This window comes from Bacteroidia bacterium (assembly GCA_041391665.1).
GTDB lineage: Bacteria > Bacteroidota > Bacteroidia > J057 > J057 > JAGQVA01.
Genome location: JAWKNO010000002.1, coordinates 2,558,261 through 2,582,081, shown reverse-complemented (window position 1 = coordinate 2,582,081; position 23,821 = coordinate 2,558,261). Strand labels below are relative to the sequence as shown.

The 23,821-nt window shown below is 46.1% G+C and carries 9 protein-coding genes; 4 read left to right on the top strand and 5 right to left on the bottom strand.

Translation table 11 applies throughout. From position 1 onward, the window contains the following. Positions 1 to 131: 131 nt before the first annotated feature. Both R3D00_21810 and R3D00_21805 read right to left on the bottom strand, forming a co-directional pair. Positions 132 to 12,467, bottom strand: coding sequence for an FG-GAP-like repeat-containing protein (locus tag R3D00_21810; protein ID MEZ4775832.1), 12,336 nt, complete (start codon positions 12,465 to 12,467; stop codon positions 132 to 134). Between the two features lie 54 nt (positions 12,468 to 12,521). Beyond that, positions 12,522 to 13,235 (bottom strand): GPI anchored serine-threonine rich family protein, encoded by a 714-nt coding sequence (locus R3D00_21805; protein ID MEZ4775831.1) that lies wholly within the window; start codon positions 13,233 to 13,235, stop codon positions 12,522 to 12,524. 410 nt (positions 13,236 to 13,645) lie between these two features. Here R3D00_21805 and priA point away from each other — a divergent pair, with 410 nt between their 5' ends. Together priA and R3D00_21795 are read left to right on the top strand one after the other, a co-directional pair. Further along, positions 13,646 to 16,102 (top strand): primosomal protein N', encoded by a 2,457-nt coding sequence (priA, locus tag R3D00_21800; protein MEZ4775830.1) that lies wholly within the window; start codon positions 13,646 to 13,648, stop codon positions 16,100 to 16,102. 89 nt (positions 16,103 to 16,191) lie between these two features. After that, positions 16,192 to 16,515: a DUF3467 domain-containing protein gene (locus tag R3D00_21795; GenBank protein MEZ4775829.1), complete on the top strand. Its 324-nt coding sequence runs from the start codon at positions 16,192 to 16,194 to the stop codon at positions 16,513 to 16,515. On the opposite strand, the gene R3D00_21790 is transcribed toward R3D00_21795, so the two are convergent. Next, positions 16,512 to 17,936: a hypothetical protein gene (locus tag R3D00_21790; protein MEZ4775828.1), complete on the bottom strand. Its 1,425-nt coding sequence runs from the start codon at positions 17,934 to 17,936 to the stop codon at positions 16,512 to 16,514. The genes R3D00_21795 and R3D00_21790 overlap by 4 nt on opposite strands. 179 nt (positions 17,937 to 18,115) lie before the next feature. Here R3D00_21790 and R3D00_21785 point away from each other — a divergent pair, with 179 nt between their 5' ends. Continuing rightward, positions 18,116 to 18,310, top strand: coding sequence for a hypothetical protein (locus tag R3D00_21785; GenBank protein ID MEZ4775827.1), 195 nt, complete (start codon positions 18,116 to 18,118; stop codon positions 18,308 to 18,310). An 82-nt stretch (positions 18,311 to 18,392) separates the two neighbouring features. Here R3D00_21785 and R3D00_21780 read toward each other — a convergent pair whose 3' ends face one another. Both R3D00_21780 and R3D00_21775 read right to left on the bottom strand, forming a co-directional pair. Then, the gene (locus R3D00_21780) at positions 18,393 to 20,525 is read right to left on the bottom strand and encodes a T9SS type A sorting domain-containing protein (GenBank protein ID MEZ4775826.1); all 2,133 of its coding nucleotides are present in this window, start codon (positions 20,523 to 20,525) and stop codon (positions 18,393 to 18,395) included. A gap of 132 nt (positions 20,526 to 20,657) precedes the next feature. After that, the gene (locus tag R3D00_21775) at positions 20,658 to 22,778 is read right to left on the bottom strand and encodes a tetratricopeptide repeat protein (GenBank protein MEZ4775825.1); all 2,121 of its coding nucleotides are present in this window, start codon (positions 22,776 to 22,778) and stop codon (positions 20,658 to 20,660) included. Between the two features lie 459 nt (positions 22,779 to 23,237). Between R3D00_21775 and R3D00_21770 the strand changes: the two genes are divergently transcribed. Next, positions 23,238 to 23,672, top strand: a complete 435-nt coding sequence (locus tag R3D00_21770) for a T9SS type A sorting domain-containing protein (GenBank protein ID MEZ4775824.1) — start codon at positions 23,238 to 23,240, stop codon at positions 23,670 to 23,672. The last annotated feature ends 149 nt before the right edge of the window (positions 23,673 to 23,821 follow it).

Below are 23,821 nucleotides of genomic sequence, written 5' to 3'. Positions count from 1 at the left end.
GCAATCAGTAAAATATAGAATACCGAATGGTAGCAGGAAAATGTTTTTCACTTCATTTCCTACTACCATCCGGGGAAAATTTTATTATCTAAGATTCCGGAAGAATATGTTTTCTTTTCCAAAGAACAAGTTTACTTTATCATCAACCGGCCTGTAAACTGCCGGGTATTTCCATTTTCTTCAACCAAGAGGTGGTAAATATATATACCATTTGCTACTTTGCTCCCACTTCCGGCCCGGCCATCCCAGTTCAACTCATGAAAACCTTCCCGGAGATTCCCTGCATCTATGCGATTAATTTCCTGACCAAAACTATTGTAAATCAATAGTTTGACCCCATACATATCCTGTGTGGCAGGTAAAGTAAACGGAATGGTAACCCTGTCTGAAGCTGAAGCAGGATTAGGAAAAGCATCCCCCAAATATATAAAATCCGGGCGAAGTTGTTCAACTACAAAATTTTCGCTGCCAAAATATACTCTGAACCGCCGGGTTTTTCCATCAGAAAGGGAAAGATAGCTGGTGTTTTCTGTCATATCCACCGGGCGCTGATGTTCAACATCAAACAGGATGAGTTTTTGTCCGGCAAAGTTCAGCAGGCTATTATCCCAATTCAGCTCAATCGCCCGTGATTCGATATTGCTTTCCACCGTAAATTCCCAGACATGCGACTTGGCAGCCGGCACAATATCACGTGTAAACTTACCCGCAAAATGCTCCGGATGGGAAAAATTCATATCCAGATAGGAAGGCATTCTCGGAGGAGGAATGGCGTCAAATTTATCCTTACTTTCCTGTGCTTCGGGGTGCATTCCGATTCCACCGAGCGGGTATTCCAGTTTGCCACTGCGGAGTGTAAAGTTGATGCCCCATCCACCGGTATTGACAAAGGCTTCGCTTTCCACAAGACTTACGGGTTTTGCAAACCGCTGAACTGCCGGGTTTTTCCTTACCGGAATTATCAATGACACGGCCTCATCAGCAAACACAAATCCCCCACTGAACTTATCGATTACCGATCCGTTCTGATAGCCGACTGGGCCTTTGATTCGGAGTTCGCCCAGTTTGTCAGAAGCAGTAGCCATTGCCGCAAGGATATCATTCCAGGCCAGATTGTAGGGATAGGGATTGCCGATTTCATTGTGTCCCTGTTGTAACTGAAGGACAAAAGGCTGACTGTCGTTGGCCTCGACCACATTTCCGGCTCCGGTGCTGATCTGTTTGCTTTCTTTAGTGATCAGAGAATACCCTCTCCCCGGCTCAATGGTGTTGAGCCCCTGAGTATATTCGGAGAATGTACCGTTGCGGTAATGCCAGAATCGCCATAGATACGTATTATATTCACCCAGGTCATCTTCCAGTACCTGTTTGATCTGGCTGTTGTCCAGTACGAGAGGAATGGATACAAAATTGTAATCGGTCTCCTCTTTCCCAAAATCCAGTCCTGTCAATGTAAACCCGTCGGGATAACGGCGGTAAGTATAAACCGTATCTGTACTGATGTCAAAGCCAAAAGTACCTTTAACCTCAAAATAATACTCCAGTCCCATTTCATCTACCTTCGAAGCAGTGATGGGGAAATTGTATTTTCCGCCTGCCGAACTGATATTCTCTGTAGTCCAGTTTTCCGCAGCGATACCTTTGTAGTGAACCACAACTTTATCAACAATCGTATCGGTCAATACCTGAATATAACTGCTGGTGTCTTTTCCGGTGGTATAGATATCCGCAAAGCTGAAAGCAATAATGTCAGGCACAGGATTGGTAAACTCAAAACTACCGCCTGCGATAAACACTGATCCTTCAAAGTCCTGGTCGATGGTCTGAACACCCCAAATGTACGAACCGTCGGGAATACCCGTAAATGTCCAGCTGTTTTTCTGACCGACATTGCCTCTGCGTACTACCTGGAAGAATCCGGCACTGGCGCCATCTGTAATTGACATTGGGGAAGTGATGGCAGCCTTGTTGCTCGCCGTACCAATATAAACGTTGTAGGTAAGCCCTTGGCGGGTAGCCGCACTGTGCCCGGAAGGGGGAGACCAGGTAAGCGTAATTTCAGGACCTGTAATGGTATGTGAAGGACTTACAGGAGGTCCCGGAACTTTATTGGCCGCAGTGTCGATATTTTGGAAAACGGCAAATGCACGTTCCACAGGACTTGAAGAAGTACGGCCACTGAGGATAATATCCAGTTTTTTGTCTCCGTCATAGTCGCCAAATACCGCTGCCCCCAGATCAACATCTTCCAGGTCGGCAGAGCTAAGTACATCTTCTTTAAAATTACCGGCCCGGTCATTGCGATATAGGCGGGTGGTACGGTCTTCTGCGCCTGCACCATCTTTTCCGCTGATCAGAATATCCATCCATCCATCGTCGTCGTAGTCGCCCCAGATGGCACTACCACGGGAAATATTTGCCAAAGGAGCGCCGATATTCTCAAATTTACTATCGGCAGGACTATATCTGTACACGCGCGAAAAAGCTTCAAACGCGCCACTTGTACTCTCTCCCGCCAGCAGAATGTCGGCGTATCCGTCATTGTCAAAATCTCCCCAGGAAGCAGAACTATTTTTGACAGAAACGAGGTCGGTAAACCCGGCATCTGTAAATGTGCCATCTCCGTTGTTGTTGTACACACGGGTAAGCGCTCCGGTAGCAGTTTCTCCTGACACCAGCAGGTCCACAAATCCGTCGCGGTTGTAATCGGCCCAGTCAAGGCTTCCGGAAGATATGCCGGAAGCGCCATTAAATGCATTCTTTTTGGGGGAGAATACATGGTCTCCCAAATTAGTGTAAAGAATCAGCACCGGCTGCCCGGTACCACTGGTTCCTGCAAGCACCAGATCCAGGTCGCCATCATTGTCATAGTCGCCCCATTTTACTGATGATTTATATACATCCGTCAATGAGTCGGATGCAGCAAGATCTGCCAGGAAACGGCCCCCCTGATTTTCATAAATAGTAGCAACCAGATTATTATTGGCTTGCTGTCCGGTGACCACTATATCGAGGTCTCCATCATTGTCATAGTCACCCCATGCAAGGCCGGCCAGTCGCACTTGTGCAAGGTCAGAAGATGCATCGGCGTCCTTGACAAAAGTATTGCCGCCATTATTGGTATAAATGGAGGTAGAGGTCAATCCGCCTCCCAGATCACCTGCGGCAAGTATGTCGAGGTCCCCATCATTGTCGTAATCACCGAGGGAAATAGAACTCTCCGAAACCGCAGCCGGTGGATTGCCGGGGAAAAGGGTCGGGGTCTGGTCTTCAAATGCGGGTGGATTAAATTCAAGGGCACTGAAGGTAGCAAAACGTGAGCCTTCAAAATCCTGGTCAACAGCCTGCACACTCCAGAAGTAGGTTTTCCCTTCAAGCAAGTTACTGATATCCCATTCTACGACCTGAGAGACATTCCCGGTTACCACCACTTTACGGTATCCTGATGTCAGTGAGTCCAGACTTGAAAGGGGAGAGATGATCTCCTGCTGGTCTTTGGCAAGTCCCATCGTGATGTTGTAGGAAAGGCCGTTGACCAGATTCGCGGAATGACCCGCAGGCGGGTTCCAGCTGAGACGGAGTTTCGAACCGACAATCTCCTGGGCAAGATTTATGGGTGGTTCGGGCGTTGTATTGGCCGTGAGTTCATCATTGCGGTAAATATGCAGCGCATCATTTCCCGAACCGATATCTCCCACAAGGAGAATATCCAGCTTCTGGTCACCGTTGTAGTCGCCAAAAACCGCACGACTACTATTATCGGCACCCGCCAGCGGATCTGATGCCAGCGGGGCTATACTGAAACCACCGGCCTGATCATTTTTGTAAATTTCAGTAGTCCGGCTGTTGCCTGTATTTTCTTTACCGGTTATAAGAATATCGTACCAGCCATCATTGTCATAATCACCCCAACTGGCATCTCCGTTTTCAATATTCTTAAGCCCGGCAGAAACCAGTTCAAACGTTCCATCTCCTTTGTTTCGGAATAATTGCGTTTGCGGAACATTGGAGCTATTGGTACCCGTAACCAATAAGTCTGGATTGCCATCATTGTTATAGTCAGCCCAATCCAGTCCGCCACGTGAAACAGCGACAGCACCTGCAAAACTGGAGGAGATATTGGTAAAGGTTTTATCGCCATTATTTTTATATACCCCAAAGAAAGGAGCCGGTCCGTTTAACCCGATAACCGCAAAATCGGCAAATCCGTCATGGTTAACATCTGTCCAGGCAACATCCCCGGAATGTAGCCCGGGGAAAGAAGCCCCTGTGCCCCATCCTGCGGTTCCTTTATTTTCATAGAGGATGGCAATCGCAGAATTGTCTGCTTTTTGTCCCATGAGGAAAAAGTCCTGATCGCCATCATCATCATAATCCGCAAACGAAACACTACTGTTTCGCACTTGTTCGAAAACATTCACGGGTTGGAAAGAGGAGGTATTGTTTCGGTAAATCCGGGTAAATGGTCCCGATGCAGATTCTCCGGAAACCGCCAGATCAAGACGCCCATTATTGTCAAAATCTCCCCAGGCGAGATCGCCATTTTTCACCCCCTGAATACCCAAAGATGCAAAAGCATCAAATTCGAAGCCCCGGTTATCGATATTTTTGTACAAGCGAGTGACTATATCTCCCGAAGCATCTTCCCCTGCCACAGCAAAATCGAGATCATTATCATTGTCATAGTCCCCCCATACGGCAGATCCTGTAATGATTCCTTCCGGTACATTTTGAAAGAGAATACTGGTAACATCGACATATTGGGGCGGAGTAAAGATCACGGATTTTTCTGCCGCAAAAGCAGAGCCTTCAAAATCGGGATCAATCGCCTGTACACTCCAGAAATAGGTGCCGGCAGATAATCCCCGAAGGCTCCAGGAAGTACGATGGCCGGTATTTCCATTGTGCACCACCCGGCGAAATCCTTCCGATGGTGCAACTTTCTGGGCCATGGCCGGCATGGTATTTTCGCTGCCAGCAGCCGTCCCTACGTAAAGGTTGTAGGTATAATTTACCCCGCCACCCGGCGCATTCCATGAAAAAATGATCGAGTCTGCACTTACGGTTGTCGTCAGGTTTGCAGGTACTGCCGGAGTGAGGTTGGCATTCGCATCAATATTGCGGTACAGGGAAAGCGTACGTCTGGGAGCAGCATCGCGTGCCCGTCCAATCAGGGCAATATCGAGTTTGCCATCCTGGTCATAATCGCCAAAGGCAATTCCAGCGCCTTCATCCACCCCTTTAATATGCGCAGAAGTAGCATTGTCTGCCGTAAACCCTCCCGACTGGTTGTTGATATAGATCCGGGTTGTCCGGTCTGCCAGATTGGGGCCCGACTTACCTGAAATGGCAATGTCAGGGTATCCATCGTCATTGATATCACCCCAAATACCCTGCCCCTGCTTGACACCCTGCAAGGTAGCAGCAAGTTCAAATTTTACCAGCGACTGGTTATACCGGTAGATTTTTGTCCGGGGGCCAACCAGGGTGGCTGTGGAATCACCGGTAAGCAGAATATCGAGATCGCCGTCATTGTCGTAATCTCCCCAGGCAGCTGAACTTTCTTTTAAAGGAAGTAAAGGCGCTTTTCCGAATGACAATTCTTCAAAACCACCCCGGGAACCACTATTCTGATATACTTTGCTATACAGGTTGGTGCCATCGGCACCGGTAAGCACGATATCAAGATCGCCGTCGGCATCATAATCGCCCCACGCGACACTTCCAGACACGACCTTCTGTATTTCAATCAGGTCTTCTTTGACAAATGTACCCGATGCATTTTGGTACACGGCACTAAAAGAGCCGGAAGATGATCCACCGGTCATGACAAGATCCAGGTCGCCATCATTGTCATAATCTCCCCAGTCTGCCCATGCCTGTGATAGCTCGGGGAAAACATCACCGGCAGCATCTGCATTAAACCTGCCGGCACCATTATTTTTATACAAAATAGTCTGGCGGGTGCCACTACCTGCTGCACCTGTGTGCGGTATTTCTCCAAACAGCAGGATGTCGAGATCCCCATCGGCATCATAATCGGCCCAGGTCACAAAGCTGTAGATCAGATTCGCCAAATCACCAGATGCTGCATTATCGACAGCAAGGGTTCCGTTGGTATTTTTCAGGATAGCGGTTGTACCTGTTCCGGTGCCGGTTTCCCCGGTAACCAGGAGGTCAAGGTCCCCGTCATTATCATAGTCACCCCACGCGATTTTCCCTTTACTCAGTCCTTCAAACGGAAGGGTCGGAATCTGTAGAGGAGAAACATTTACAAGTACAGGCGGGGTATAGGTAAATGTTTTTTCAGCAGCAAATGCAGAGGGTTCAGCATCCTGATCAATGGTCTGGACACTCCAGAAATAAGTCCCTGCCGGAAGGTGGCGGAGTTTCCATGTAAGTTTATAGCCGGCATTCCCCCAGGTGGGAATTCGCCGGTAAGGCGGGCTTATAATTTTAGCGGAGGGAGAAACCACATTGGTAGTACCGGAGGTCGTACCGACATACAGATTGTAAGACAAGCCATTGATAATCGCAGGATTGGTGCCGGAGGGAACGGTCCAGGACAATAGAACAGTATCACCTGAAACGGTAGAGGTTAATCCACCGGGTACACCCGGCGTGATATTATCGGTTGTATCCACATTCTGATACAATCTGAACACATCTGTATTGGTAAATCCTGAAATTACCAGATCTGTTTTTTTGTCATTGTTGTAATCGCCCCAGGCAAGGGAAGCGCCCCTTCCTGCAGCGGCAAGTGGGAGGGCGGCAATAGTTTTTTTAACAAAATCACCAGTACCGTCATTGCGAAATACTTCAACAATATTTGCCGTGGAAGATTTACCCACAACTACCACATCCAGCCAGCCGTCATTGTTGTAATCTCCCCAACGGGCATCCCCGCCGGAAACGCCCGTGGCTGTAAATGTAGCTTCCGTGGTGAAGGTTCCGGTTCCTCCGGCATTTTGATATACCCGGCTGATTTTGGCGCCATTGGCAAGTTTGCCAGTTACCAAAATATCGGCATACCCGTCATTGTTGTAGTCGCCGATATCCACACTCGATGAATCCACTCCGGCAAGGCTTGTGACAAAGGTGAAACTTTGCCCGCCATTGTTGCGGTAAATGTCCATCACAGGTGTGCCGGTTGCGCCACCTGCTTTATTGCCAGAGATCAGTACATCGAGAAACCCATCGCGGTTGAAATCGATCCATACAGATTTCCCATCCTTCACGGCAGTGATTCCGGGGGATATATTCGCAAAATTTCCACCGCCGGTATTTTCGTAAATTTCGGTCACCCTGCCTGAGGTGGCATTACCAGTGAGCAGAATGTCAGGATCGCCGTCATTGTCATAATCGCCCCAGGCGACACTTGCCCCGGTTACTCCGGTAAGAGCTTTTACAAAGGTGAAATTGGTGCCATTATTCCGGTAAACCCTTGCCTCCGGATTACCGCTGCTGTTGGCACCAGCAATTACCAGATCGAGATCATTGTCATTGTCATAATCTCCGAAAGCAAGATCTGCCGGCCCAAAATTTAAGAGACCGGAACCCGAAATATAATTAAAGCCACTGAAGCCATCATTTCGGTATAATCGTGTTGCGGCAACCGTACCATCAAGGCCTGTAGCGATCATATCCATATCTCCATCATTGTCATAGTCACCCCAGACAACATGGGAATGGGTCAGCCCGGGAGTAGCTACAGGAAACTCATCAGACACATCGGTAAACGTAGGCAATTCGTATTGAACCATCTGCCCACTGGCAAAAGCAGAACCCTCAAAGTCTGCGTCAATGGCCTGTACACCCCAGAAATAATTGCCACCCGGGAGATTTTTGATCCTAAAGGAAGTCGTGTCATTCACCGGTCCGGAACGAACGATTTTTCTAACACCATCAGTCAGACTTGCCAGAGGTGAGCGATAGTCTATTCCACCGGCAGAAGAGCCGACATACACATTGTGTGAATATCCTTTATTGACTGGCGCATTCCAGTGAAATACCAATTCATTGCCTTCTATGCTATAGCTGAGTCCGGTTGGTGTTGCCGGAGATGTGGGCGAAGCGGGGTCAATATTTCTCAGTAAGGAGAAGGCACCCGTTGCAGGAGAATCAGATACTTTCCCGACGATGATCAGATCCAGTTTTCCATCGTGATCATAATCCCCCCATGCGGCATCACTTCCTCCATTTACCTGAGGAAAAGGAGCCGCAGCGAGTGGTTCTTCTTCAAAATTACTGGTTACGGTGCTATAGCGATAGAGTGTCGCCTTACGATCTGTGCTGACAGGGCCAAACTGTCCGGTCAGCAGCAAATCTTTATAGCCGTCGTTGTTATAGTCGCCCCAATCCAGGCTGCCATCTTTGACAGGGGTAATAGGAGCAGCGATATCCGTAAAACTGGTTCCGTTATTATTTTTATATATCTTGGCGACCAGGTTTCCGGAACTATTTTTTCCGGTAATCGCGAGATCGACAAAGCCATCGGCATTAAAATCACCCCAGGCTACGCTACTGGAATCCAGCGCAGGAAAACCAGCAATAGGGAAGTTGGCAAAACCGCCGTTTTGGGTATTTCTATAAACTTTAGAAACAGGGTTTGTACCAATCGCCTGAGTGCCGGTAAGGGCGAGATCCGGATAGCCGTCATTGTTAAAATCCGCCCAGTCTGCATCGCTGTTTGTCAGGTTGTCAAAAGCAACCCCGCTATCAGAAAATGGGTTGACCGGGTTGGTTGGAAAAATATTGCGGTACAGTTTAGTGATCGGGGTTGTGCCATTATGACCAGAAATCAATATATCCACCCACCCATCATTGTCGTAATCCGCAAATTTCCCGATACCATCTCTTACTCCATCCAGCTGGTAATAAAGGGCACTACTGAAAGCGCCGGAAAGGTTTTCATACAGACGGCTTACCGGGCCGGAAGCAGATTGGCCGGTTACCAGCAAATCGGGATCGCCATCGTTGTCGAAATCTCCCCAATCGACGCTGCCAGAATTTACCTGCGCCAGTTGATTGGAGGAGTTTTGGTCGATCACATACACATGCGTCAGGGCATCATATTCATACACACTGGTCGAATATGCGGAACTCGAAGTACGCCCAGTAAGTGCGATATCCAGAAAACCGTCATTTTTCTTATAATCACCCAATGCGACGGAAGCCTGCCAGACTGCTTTGGGGGCGGTAAATGGAAAAGTTACGGCTGTAGTATCAATAAAAGTGGGGTCTGCATAATTGAAAAGCTGTTGCCCGGCAAAAGCAGAGCCTTCAAAATCCTGGTCAATGGCCTGGACACTCCACAGGTATGGCCCGGGCTGAAGTCCTCTCAGTGTGATTTCGGTGGAATGGTACACTTCACCCGGGTGAACAATCCGCCGGAAACCATTTGCCAAATTGGACATGGGAGAACGAATTTCCACAGAGCTGCTGCCACCAGGTTTATCGACATATACAGCGTAAGTCAGGCCATTGACCTGATTGGCAGGAGTCGAGGCTGGCGGGTCCCAGGAAAGAATCACATCGAAGCCATCGAGCTGCGCCTGAAGATTCGTCGGGGCACCGGGGGTTATATTGGGACTGAGGTCTATATTTCTATAGGCTTTGAAAATGGCATTATTAGAGGCGGTAACCCTTCCGGTAAGAATAATATCCAGTTTTTTGTCATTGGTATAATCGCCCCAGGCAGCGCGGCTTCCCAGGTCAACATTAGCCAGCAAATTAGAAGCCGCGACATCCTCTGTAAATTTGGTGCTGGCGGTGCTTCCATTGTTTTGATATATTTTGGATACCCGTTTGGCTGTGCCAAGGCTGTCCCATTCTCCGGTCAGGAGAATGTCCAGAAATCCATCATCGTCATAATCTCCCCAGGCAACACTTCCGTTTGCCACAGGCTGAATCGCCGTTGTACTTGTATTGGTAATATTGATAAAACCAAAAAAGAAGGGAGGGAACTCCACATATTTATAGACATTGGTGATTGCCTGAATAGCGCCTGAATTGGAAATACTTCCCGAAACCAGCAAATCAAGAAATCCATCGTTGTTGGCGTCGCCCCAGGCAAGTTTGGCAAGACGTACGCCGGGGATCGTCGTATTAATCGGGACAAACGTACCATTGCCCTGATTGCGATAGACCTCGGTAAACGGCCCGTTGTTGCCGGGGCTGTTGGCAGCACCTGCGAGGGCGATATCAAGCCACCCATCGTTGTTGTAATCGCCAAATTTTGCATCACCAAACTCTACTTTCTCCAAAACAAGTCCGGCAGCATTATCTACCTCAAATCCATCAATATTCTGAGGGATTTTTCTGTTGCGGTAAAGAACCGTTGACAGGCCCGCATCTGAAAGGCCGGTAACCAGAAGGTCAAGATCTCCGTCATTGTCATAATCGCCCCAATCAAGGCTTCCCCGCGTTACAGGCGTTAGTACAGAAGACGCCTGACTTCCGAAAGAGAAACTTCCCAGTCCGTTGTTTTTATAAATTTCCAGTTTTTTTATTCCGCTGGTCGCCAGTTCTCCGCAAATAGCCACGTCAAGGTCACCATCATTGTCATAATCTCCCCATGCTACGTCTGCATTGTAAACATCGGGTAATTGTCCACTGGCTGTATTGTCTTTGGTAAATGTACCATCACCATCATTTTTATATACCGAGGCATCAATGGTCAGAGGAGAAAAGGAGGTCGCACCGGAGACGACAAAGTCCAGAAAACCGTCATTATTGTAGTCTCCCCAGTCCATTGCGGCATTCATAAGACCGGCAGGGATTGGATTAGGACTAAAAGCGGCTGCGGTATTATCACTGAAGACGGAAGTAGTGGAAGTAATCGGCGTAAAGCTAAAAGGGCCGGCAGTAGCGAATGCAGAGCCTTCAAAATCATTGTCGACAGACTGCACACCCCAGTAATAATTACCGGCAGAAAGGCCTTCTAATATCCAGGATTGTCCTTTGACAGAGGCTTCTGCATACAACCGGCGCTTACCTGTACCCAGGTTTGCCATAGCAGGTACAATATCATCGTCTCCCGCTACAGTTCCGACATATATATTATAAGTAAGACCAGGCTGCAAAGCATTGGGATAAGCAGAGCCTGTGAGGTTCCAGGTAAAAACGACAGAGCTTCCCACCTGAACAGCAGAAAGGTTGAGTGGCGTCGGAGGCACCACATTTGAGCCTCCTGCGGCACCTGTATTCTGAAAAAGTTTCAGGGTATGTGAGGTCGTACCACTGGTCGTTCCCGCAAGCAAGAGGTCAGGCGCCTTATCATTATTGTAGTCGCCAAAAGCTACGGAAGCGCCATTATTCACATCGGTAATTGCGGTTGAAACGGCGACATCTTGTGTAAAGACGCCGCTGTTGTTTCTGTAAAAGAGGCCCGTTCGATCGGAGGTTGTATTGCCATTTTGCCCTACCACTACAATATCGAGATCGCCATCATGGTCATTGTCGCCCCATATTGCCTGGCCGTTTTTGACACCGGTAAGTCCGGCTGCGATATTGATAAACACGTTCGATCCGTCGTTTCGCCATACTTCCGTAACCAGACTGGTTCCGGTATTACCGGCGAGCAAAATATCAAGATCGCCATCGAGATCATAGTCTCCCCATGCCACACTCCCTTCCTTAATATTAGTAATCGAAGGCACACTATTGCCGAAAATACTGTTCCCTTTATTTTCAAATACACGGGTAGTTGCGGGAGCCAATGGTCCGGCTCCCGTGCCGCTGATAAGAAGATCGAGATCGCCATCGTTGTCGTAATCGCCCCAGGCGAGGCTGCCTTTTTCGACATCTGTAAGCGTGGCAGAAGCCGTAACATCTTCAAAAAACTGGCTATTGCCGTCGTTGCGGTACAATCGGGTGAGAGATCCGGAACCAGTATTGCCAGAGATGACGAGATCCAGGTCGCCATCATTGTCATAGTCGCCAAAAGCTGCCGCGCCATCACTGACAGGTGTGAGCGCGGGCGTAGCCGTGGGATCATTGGTAAAAGCACCCGTACCGTTGCCTTTATATAGTTTTGCCTGCCGGTTGCCACTGTCATCCAGTCCGCAAAGGACCAGATCGATAAAACCGTCGTTGTTATAATCGCCAAAATCAACCCCGGCATTGCGGACCTGATCGAGGGTACTCGAACTGGCAATCACGGCAAAGTTGCCGCTGTTATTGCGGTATATGGTAGTACGGTAATCATTGATAGAAGCTTCACCCGTGACAAGAATATCAAGATCATTGTCGTTGTCCACATCCGCCCAGATTACCCGACTGTTGGCCAGACCTGAAGGAGTGCCCATGACAGAAGTAAAATCCGTATAGTTTTGGGAAAAAACGGCGGGAGATACCGACAATATGAGCAATACACAAATCAGCATTTTCCCGGTATGGCTTTCGAAAGGAAGCACCCGGGAAGAAGAGGCAAAACTGCTGGATAAAATTCTGTAGGTGTTGTGCATATGAATGCTAATGGTAGTTCGTAAATCGGGGTTAAGGAAACAATCGAAGGAAATTTATTTGTCAGGATCAATCGGGGGGGGAAGCTCTTTTCTTCGAAGAATCAAAAATGCCGCTGTTCCCCCCACAAGGGCAGCAGCAGGAGCAATGATATAATAGAGTGGGATTTTCCTCGCAATTATAAATTCATTGGTAAAGGCATTAATCCCGGTTTTATCGGTACCGACGATGCGTACGCGATAGCCTTTTCCCGGCGCGATATCCGCAGGTACCTGCCAGGTAAATTTATCGGTCTCTGTAACGACCTTCAGTGTATCAAGGACATTGTCATACTGATATAGGACAAGACTCAGGTCGTCGAGATAGCTATTACCGCCATACCAGGAGAAGGTAAATGGATTGCCTCTTTTTAAGGTAAGGCCCTCCGTGGGATCGTTAATAAGAAAGCTGGGGATAGCCCTTACACGAAAAATTACCGGACCCCGAAAACGGCCCGATTCACCAATCGCATTCCAGACAACTGAATGGTCTCCCACCCGGATGCTGTCACCGATATCTCCATATACTTTAGTAAGTCGTAATGTATCAGTATTTGTAATCGCAAAAATATCGATACGGTAAGTTCGTTCTTCGGCAGGGTCCTGTAGCGAGTAGAAAATACGCACACTATCCCTCCCGACTCTTTCAGCGCGAACCTGAGAAACACTTTGTGCGTGAATCAAAGCAGGAAAAAATAGTGCAAAAAAAATCCCCTGGTAGAAAAGCCTCATAAACATCTGGTTAGTCTGTGCTTGTATTCTCAAATAGCGCACCAAACCGGGCACACCTTGTATCTTTTTATCTATTTTATATATTTTGGCTTCACTTACAACAACCAAAATCCACTACTCCCTCCTACCCTTTTTTACAGGGAAGGATAGAAATAATCCTCCATTGTTCAACTATAAAACGTATCAGGCTGCGATTCCCCTCTTCATTCATACCAATCCATAACTAGGAACGAAATTTACGTCCCACTATTTTATCCTGAAACCACTATTGGTTTATCCGCTACTTGTATGGCTTCAATGGTTTGATGGCCCGGGTTAATGGCCCTCAGAGTTTTTGTCTATTTCTGTAGCAAAATCATCCTGTGTGTGGTATATTTGATCTAATTTTATTAGCAAATCAAGCCAAACCATTGCCTGTAATCGCTGAAGTCATATTACCCCTGCCTGTCCGGTCCAACTTTTACTATCTGGTCAGGGAAGACCAATTGGCGTCCATAGCTGTGGGCAAACGGGTGCTCGTGAGTTTTGGCAAATCCAAAATTTATACCGGCGCCATCCGCCAAATCATTACTGATCCCACCGAAAAACAGTTGCGGGATCTCAAACCACTGGAAGATATTCTCGACGAAACACCGGTTTTGGGAGAAAAACAGCTCCAGTTATTCGAATGGATTGCTTTTTATTATATGTGTACGGCGGGAGAAGTTCTGAAAGCGGCCCTGCCCTCCGGACTCAAGCCGGAAAGCTCTCTCCGCGTTACGATGCCTGACGACCTCGACTGGAAACCACTCCAGCTGGATGATAAAGAGTATATTCTGCTCGAAGCACTCAGCATCCAGCCTGTACTGGATTTTAAAGAAGTATCTGACATTTGGAGTATTCTCAACCCATCTCCCCGCCTCAAAACTATGGAGGCCAGGGGGCTGGTCAGGCTGTTTCAACTCGTAGAACCCAAATACAAACCGAAATATAAAACTTTCCTCAAACTTGCCGAGGCTTTTACCAGTGAGGCCAGTCTCAATGAGGCTTTTGATGCTGTAGCCAAATCTCCGGCTCAGGAAAACCTGCTGATGCGCATTGTTTCGGCATGGTATAAGGGGAATATTCTCCCCAAAACAGAAACCCTCAAGGAGTTGGAACTCACTTCGCAGGTAGCAAAAACACTGGTAAAAAAAGGATTTATCGAAGAGGAAGAAGTACTCGTCGACCGCCTGGAGATGTATGGGTATAAAGTTCACGAACAAAACATTGTTCTCAACCCCATGCAGGAAAAAGCTATCGGCGAAATACGGGAAAGCCTCACAACTTTTCCCGGTAAACCTGTCCTCCTTCACGGAATCACCGGGAGCGGAAAAACCCATATTTATATCGATCTGATCCGGGAAATCATTGCTCAGGGAAAACAGGTGCTTTATCTCCTCCCGGAAATCACCCTTACCAAACAGATCATTGACCGTGTAAAAAGTGCTTTTGGAGAGTCAGTAGGCATATATCACAGCAAATTTAACGACCAGGAGCGAGTCGAAATCTGGCATAAAGTCAACAAAAGAGAATATCAGATCGTCATTGGCGTTCGGTCTGCCATTTTCCTTCCTTTTACAGATCTGGGTATGGTCATTGTGGATGAAGAACATGACAGCTCCTTTAAACAATACGAGCCCGCCCCTCGCTACAATGCCCGCGATGTCGCGATCTATTATGGTGTAACACATAAGGTTCCGGTTATTCTTGGTTCTGCCACCCCTTCCTTCGAATCCTATCAAAACGCCAGGCAAAATAAATATACACTTGTCGAGCTGAAACAGCGGGCAACTTCAGCCAACATGCCACAGATACAAATTGTGGATATGCGCATTCAGAAAAAACAGCGGCTGGCGAATGGTGTATTTTCAAAGGTATTGCAAGATACCATGACAGAAACACTCGCAAGGGGAGAACAGATTATTTTGTTTCAAAACCGACGAGGATTTGCGCCCTACCTGATCTGTGAAACTTGCGGGTACGTGCCGCAATGTATCAACTGCGATATCAGTACCACTTATCATAAAGGTAAAGAACATCTTCGCTGCCATTACTGTGGCCATACCGATTTTAATGTAAACAAATGTGATCATTGCGGAAATTATACCCTTCGCCGGGCAGGTGCAGGTACAGAGCGAATAGAAGAAGAAGTGTCGGCACTCTTCCCGCAACACGTGATAGAGCGCATGGACCTCGACACCACCCGAACCAAACTAGGTTATCAGCATATTATCAGTAGGTTTGAAAACCGTCAGATAGATATTCTGGTAGGTACTCAAATGGTATCGAAGGGGCTGGACTTTGAAAATGTCACACTTGTTGGCGTCATTAACGCAGACAACCTGCTTACTTTCCCTGATTTTCGCGCTTATGAAAATGCCTATCAGTTGCTGACGCAGGTCAGTGGGCGAGCAGGCCGGAGTACGAAAAAAGGCCATGTCATCATACAAAGTATGATGCCCGACAATGTGGTACTTACCTCCGTGGAAAAGCCATTTGAGGAATTTTTTGCCCAGGAAATGCCCACACGCCACCAAATCGGATATCCGCCTTTCACCCGATTGATAAGAATAGAATTTAAACACAAAGACAGAAACTTTATTGAAACAGAAGCACTCCGGCTCAACAACCTCCTCAAACCTATGTTTGGCGTAAATTTGCTGGGCCCTGACTATGCCCTCGTTGCCAGAGTAAGAAACCAATACCGAATGCAGTTTCTCGTTAAAGTTGGGAAAACGATCCCGGCTGTGAAGTTGCGTGAGATTATGAACCAGGCAATCGAAAAATATTATGAATCAGCGCCAGTAAAAAGTCTCCGAATTATGATCGACATAGATCCTGTTTGATGAAAATTGAAAGGATTTTTCCTTAAAAATCAGGTTCTCCCCATTTATTTGTACCTTTATCTTACTAAACTATTCCGGATATTATTATTATGGATGATCAACAAAGGAAAAAGTCTGCCAACCAGCTTAATATCGAACTCTCCGCAGAAACTGCACGGGGGGTTTACAGCAACCTGGCCGTTATCTCCCATTCCCACTCCGAATTCATCATGGACTTTATTCAGATTTTGTCCGGTACTCCCAAGGCTGAAGTTCGCTCCCGGGTCATTATGACTCCCCAAAATGCCAAGCGCTTACTGATGGCGCTGAAGGAAAATCTGGAAAAATTTGAACAAACCAATGGTGAAGTACTGATTCCTGATAAAGACATTCACCTCCCCCCCAATTTCGGCGGCCCTACTGGTTATGCTTAATATGCCGGGCATTTTCCTGCCAGACAAGCTTCCGCAAGGGGTTTGACCAGGTGATTTTCATCCATATTTAGTACTCTTTTGTATGCGTCCCGGGCTTTTTCGTACTGTTTAAGCCCTTCATAACAACGCCCTGAAAAGTAGGTATTGGCAGGCAGATGAATTTCCGCATCAATTCCGGCTATTCGAGCCATATCATTGCTCTGTTTGAAAAAATTAAGCGCACGATTGTACTGGTGGTCTCTTTCCAGACTGATTCTGCCCAGGTAATGGTAAACCCGAAGCATAACCTGCGAAGTATAGTTTGATTCCAAACTCGTAACATGCCTTTTCTGAGATTCGCTGATAAGCTCAAACGCCTTTTGCATTTTTTTCAGTTCGGCTTCAGCCTCTGCATAACGTTGATTATACACCAGCGCCCTGGCATAGTCCACCTGAAACCAGGTATTCCCGGGGTATTTGGCAGACAGAGATTTTTTTATATTTAAAGCACGCGCAAACTTTGCCTCCTCTTCCAGATAAATATCGCCCAGATAATACATCGCTTCTGCCTGCGTAAAGTTGTTATTGCCGGCCGCATACTCCAGTTCTTCCAGCCCCAATTCCGCATCGCCATCCGGGAAAAATACGGCAAATGGTTTTATATAACTATGTTGGGCAGGAAAAATCTCCGCATAGTAATGGTAGATTCCCGCACTGAAATAGAATTCCGGGCTTTTCGTCGTATAGTCCAGGCTTTTACTCAGGTAAGGCAGTGCTTTCCTACCGGTATTGGCTGCTTTCAACCACTCCTTACGAATGATGTACAGCCGGGTAAGAAAGGCATAACTCATATACTGGAAAAATGTGTACTCCAGTTCATACCCCGGGGTATCTTTCATCTTATGGTTTAATGCCAAGGCTTCCTCCAGCGATTTTTCAATATAAGGATGCCATGCAGGTGTGGTAGAAATATAACTCTGCCACCAACGGTTTAAAGAGAGTAAAAATAACGGGGCCGGATGTTGAGGGTATTCTGACTTCAGCGATGAAAATATCTTATCTGCCGACTCATAATCCAAATTGTAGGTTTTGTTGATACCTTCGGCTGCTACCTTACGGAAATGCTGGTCGTAAAATACCTGTGAGAAAACCTGGCTTGTCGGAAAACCCATACTAAGAAACAAAACCAGTCTGAATGTTTTTTCGAAATTATAAAGTAATTGGGAGAAAGGAAGCTTTCCGAAGCGAAGCAAAAACCACCAGGAACACAAATGCCTCACAAAGGGCGCAAGGAAACTGCGCTTTGTGTCCCTCGTGGCTTCCTGGTGTCCCTGATGGTTTATCCCAATAAGTTGATAATTCCATATTTTTTTCCCGGGGAAAGAAGATTTTAAAACGGGAAACCGGGCGGTCGTTTTCTGGTTTATCGGGGCAGCCATCATGGTTTGGGACTTCGCAAATTGATATTCCCTGCAAATTTAGGCAGAAATAAAGGATATAAAATTTTCTTTATTTCTTATCAGAGTTTTTAAATAGCAAGTTTGACAATTTTTATTTGTAACCCCAATGTAGTATTTTACGAAAAAGAGAGCATATTCATGACCAACCAATGAATCAGAAAATGAAAAAGAGCCTGCTTGTTCAAATGTTTATGAAACTTCCCCTTTGGGGTAAAGTGGCAATTCCAGCCGTTGCGGTATTCCTGGTCATTTCGATATTCAAGACCCTTTCCTGGGCGTTTTATCTGGGCCTATTTGCCATCGTTGCTTATTTGATTGCAAGCGCCTTCCTGTATTTCAATGATAAAAAAAGATAGTTCAGGTCTGAGCTGATTTTATAAAAAGAAAACCCTCTCCGGCTAGCCGAAAGAGGGTTTTTTACATTAGCGCCGGTTGAGATTATTCAACCGCCAGTTTTTTTACAATTTCTCCGTTTTCACTGCTAAGGCGTACAAAATAAATTCCTGCGGCCAATTGGGTAAGCGGTAGGGCAAATTGATTGGTTCCGGTCGAAGCCGAAAATGTTTTTGAAAGCAATTGCCGACCATTCAGATCAATCAGCGATACCTGTATATTGCCGCCTGTGCGTGCATCATAACTCAGGTTTACTTCCTGTGATGCAGGGTTGGGAGAAAGTACCAAATCACCCACGGTGAGCGCATCGTCTATATCCAGGCTGAAAATTTCAGTGATATTGATATTGTCAATATAGAGGTTATTTTCATAATTGGTGATGTGCCGGAATTTAATCACAACGTAAGTACTATCTGTAAAATCAGTCAGATCGACCCATTCCTGGCGCCATTGTGAGGCAGAAAGAGGCACGAAGGAAGAAGTAGTGGCTGCAGTCGTTGAAAGATCGTTTCCGTATTTTTTCCACAGAAGTTTGAAATTTTTGCCACAATCCCCTGATCCCCAGACTTCAAGTGTATCGGTAAAGCCGGAGTTTTCAGCATAACGTGCATAGGCAAGATGGAAAGACATCCCTACTTTCTCAAATGGCGTAAGGTCCAGACCGGGCGAGAGCAATTCGTCGGCTTCACCAAAAGAAGAGTAGTTGTAATTGTCCATAAATGCTGAGCCCGAACCGCTTCTGCCGATAGGAGCAGGCTGCCAGGTGGTAAGATTGTCGCTATTGGTCATCTGCCAGTTTTGAGGAGGAAATATCCCACTTTCAAATCCCTCAAAGTAAGGGATAGGCATTCCGGCATTGTTAAGTGCTTCAAAAGTGCTGGACAAGGTATCATTGGAAGTATCAATATCTGCACTTCCGTTGGGTTTGGTAGAATAAGCCCTAAAGCTATGGGTACCAATAGAGACAGTAAAAGAAGGGAAGGTAACAATCTGTGATGCACCCGGGCTGAGTGCTCCGGTCCAAAAGTTGATAGCGATCAGATTGCCATCAAGTTCGTATTTGATTTCGGCAGAATTCACCACGTTCTGTCCATAATTTTTCAAAACAATTTCGGCCTGTGATTTCCCCCCACACTGATCACCAGCAGGGTCCAGAATCGCCTCAACGCCCAGGTCGTTAAATCCAGCCTTCTGGCAACCACCGGAAGTAAGAAACGATACCAACGGTCCGCCCGGCGCAAACATTGCCCGCATAGCGGTGGCCTGTCCTTTGGTGAAGAGATTAAAACAATCGTCGTCGCTGTAATCCATATAATTCATAAACATATCCCCGTTCACTTCTGAGGGACAGCTTATGTGCGGAAAGGTCTGACAGCCAAAATTGGCCTGATCCTGTACAGGGGTATCGGAGATACCATCATCATTGGCACAACCGCCGCCGCCCCAGGTATGAGCAAGAGACAGCCAGTGTCCGATTTCATGGGTTGCGGTTCGGCCCAAATCAAAAGACGGATCGAGATTGGTACCCACCCGGCCAAAATATTCGGGGCCGATAACCACTCCTGAGCCACTACCTCCGGGAGGCGCTGCATATCCCAGTAATCCTCCGCCCAGGGGGCCTACCCACACATTGAGGTAATCAGTTTGAGGCCAGGGGTCTGCACCACCAGTAGCCGCAGATTTAATGTCGTCTGATCCAAGGGAAAAAACGGACTTGTTTGTAGAGGTACGGGTTATACCAGAAGAAGGATTTCCGGCAGGATCATAGGCCGCCAGGCAAAATTCAATCTCAGCATCACCCGCAACCGGTTTAAAGGGTGCAGGGGTATTGACGGTATCGGCATTTAATCGACGGAAATCTTCATTCAGGACATCTATTTGTGACTGAACCTGTGCATCGGTAATATTCTGATCCGGAGTATTGTAAACCACATGCACAACAATAGGAATCTGATAAATGGTACCGCGGGAAGGATTTCCACCTTTAGCCAGCTGATCGGCAATAAACCGTTTCAGCGCAGCATTTCTCTGTACAAATTGCGGGTCTTTTTGAGACTGTACCTGGAAATAGTCATCAGTTCCACATACGGGACGCAGATTCTGTCCGGACAGATTTAAAGAGTATCCAAATGTAAAGAATACGATTGCCAGCAAAAAACGTAAAAGTTGATGTCTCATAGTTTAGGGTTAAGCGACCCGAAATATAATATTTTTTCAATAGGGAGGTCAATGAATCCTTCCTGATATTTATTTCGGATAGCAGAAAATACCCTAAAGAAGAAAGAGTTGATTGACATAAGCCGCTTATTTTCAGCTCTCTGAGATATTTTCAGCCTTAAATGGGAGCAATACATAAAAAGTAGAACCAACACCAGGTTCTGAGTCCAGCCAGATTTTTCCGCCATGATTTTGTACAATCTTGTAACAGATTGCCAGACCGAGACCACTGCCATCGTACTCCTCGCGGGTATGGAGTCGTTTAAACAGACTAAAAATCTGGTCTTGATATTTTTCTTCTATGCCGATACCATTATCAGATACTGATATCTGAAATTGTCCATTTTCTGATTTTGCCTGAACGGAAATATGAGGTGCGATACCTGGCTTACAAAACTTGATCGCATTGCTGATAAGGTTTTGGAAAAGAATAGACAATTCTGCGCGAAACCCATAAAGTTCTGGCAGCTGCTGAATGTCAATTGTCGCATTATTTTCTTTAATCTGATGGGAGAGGTTGTCGACGATAGAGTTCATCAGGATATTCAGGTTGACAGAAACTTTCTGGGAGTCCATTCGCCCGATACGGGAATACTCCAGCAAATCCTGCAGCAATTCATCCATTCTTACCGCTCCACCGGTAGCGTAATTAATAAATTCCCGGGCGGAGGTATCCAGTTTCTCCGTATATCTTTTTTCCAGCAGTTGCATATAACTGCGAATGGTTCGAAGCGGCTCCCTGAGGTCATGGGAAGCAGCGTAGGCAAACTGCTCCAGTTCGTCATTGGTTTGCTTCAACTGCCTGTTCTGGCTGTTGATTGCCCGGGCCTGCTGCTCTAACAATTGATTTTTAGCTTCGATTTCATCCTTTTGGGATTCGAGGCGTTGGTTTTTATATTCGATTTCATGATTACGGTCCTGTATTTCCTTCTTTTGCGATTCAAGCATAAGATTGGACCGTTGTTTTATCCGGTACCTGCTGAAAAAGCCGGCGGCGGCAACCAGGAGAAGCAAACTCAAAAGGAGAAGGCCAAGTTTCTGTATTTTACTGATTTCTTTTTCTGCTTCAAGTTTGTATATCTTCTTTTGCTGTTCTTCAAACTGGTATAGCGATTGAATTTCGGAGAGTTGCTTTAGTGATTTCTCATTGACAATCGAATCCTTTAGTTCGGAGTAAATCATTTGGTGCATCAATGCCGCTTCATAGTCACTGGTTCTGGCATAAACACGGGATAAGTTTTTGCGCAATTCCAGAATTGAGTTTTTGGCATCCATTACAGAAGCCAGATCCAAACTTTTGAGGTAATACTCTTTCGACTGATCATAAGCGCCTTTGGCTTCCAGCCGCTCTCCATATAGCTTGTAGAGGTAATGGAGCCAATATTTGTCCTGGGATTGACGTGCAATGGCAAGTGCATCATCGTAATAACGCTGGGATTCCGGCTCATCGCCCATACGGGCATGTACAGAAGCTATACTGGTCAGAGCAGGGATAAGTGAAAGCGGGTTGTTATCTGACTTTTTTTCCTCCAGGGCCATTATATAATTTTCTAAGGCCTTGTCGTATTGTCCGGTTTCCTCATATACAGATCCTTTATTGTTGTAGGACTGGCCACGAATGGATCTTCCGGCATCATTATCTTCTTTGTTGACATCGAGGGCGCTGTTTACTGCCGAGATCGCGGCGTCATAGTTTTTAAGCTTGACATTCAGCGCGCACATATTATTAAGAATAATGGCTGTCTGGCGATAGTTCCCAAGGCTTTCCCACTTGTTTTTGGCAGTAATAAAGTGCACCAACGCCTGTTTATTATCACCTTTTTTGCTGTGAACAACCCCCAGGCTGTTATTAAGGTGCGCAATCAGTTTGTCGTTTTGCGCAGACTTTGCCATTTCCAACCCCCTCTCAAAGCAGTCGGTTGCCAATATCAGATTCCCTTTATGGTCATGAATCCTTCCCAGAAAGTCAAAAGCCTGCGCACTTCTTTCGTGCAGTTTCAGCTGGGTGGACAATTCCAACGCCCTAAGAGAATATTGCATCGCCTTTTCAGGGTTTTTAGCCATATACCCCTGTGCCAGCTTCAAAGAGACGGATACATTTTCCTCCATCACTTCGTCAGTCAACAGACGAGCAAGACTATCCAAAGACCCGGTAAAATCCCTGGCAAAGACAAGAGTAGGAATCAAAAAAATCAGAGTAAAAACTGTACGCATGTTTACATGTAGTACCCCAATATACAAAATAATCGATTCTCAAAAAGAATGTAGGGCCAAAAAGTAGTTTTTTCAAAATTACAGGGAGAGCATTCTAAAAAAAAATTCCGTAAATTTTTATCTTCGTATACAAATACGTCAAATCGAAACAGATAAAAAAAATCAAACTGAAAAGTTAAATTTGTAGCTAATGAATATGATTTAAAATCATGCATATCTATTCAAAATTCGCGATTTTGACACAAAAATTTGATGTCGCAACATGGGAAAACAGAGAGAAAAAATAAATTAAATAACTGATTAGCAAATAATTAACTGGATAATTTTTCAGAGGTATATTTCCTACAATCGTACAAAATTTCCAAAAAAAATATATTTGAAATTTGCATTTATTAAACCAACCTGTTATATTTGTATTGTTCGATTTTAATTAGCTAACGAAATTCCAAATCCAAAGTTATGAAAACATCATCTATTCTCGCTTTCGTACTTATCGCAACTCTTTTTGTGATCATCACTCCCAGTACTTCTATCGCTCAGGTTGTAGAAGAAGGTGAATTTGTGTACACACCTTATGACGATGTGGATGATATTTACAATGACAAAAAAACCGAAACTGGCAAACTCCAAAATGCCAACCTTCCACAGCTTACAGCTTCTCCCAATCCCAGCTATGGCGATATCATGAAGATCTGGTATAGCCGCCTTACCGGAAGCTCCAAAATCTCCGTGTATGATGCCAGCGGCAAATTGTTTCACACCTCTACTGTAGGCTCAAACAGAGAAACACAGGGAGTCGTAAACTTCTCTATCTCCAATCTCGCAGCCGGGCTCTATATCATCCAGTTGAGCGATGGGGTAAACAATGTCATACGAAAAGTTATCATCAGATAATCTCCTGATCTAAATCCTTCTTCAAACGGGTGTTTCCTCCAGGGAAACACCCGTTTGCCTTTTTAGAAAACCTTTCATGCTTAAATGCAAAAATTGTAACTTTGCCCGACCTTTGGATCAGCACCCAGTTTGGGACATTAACGACATTT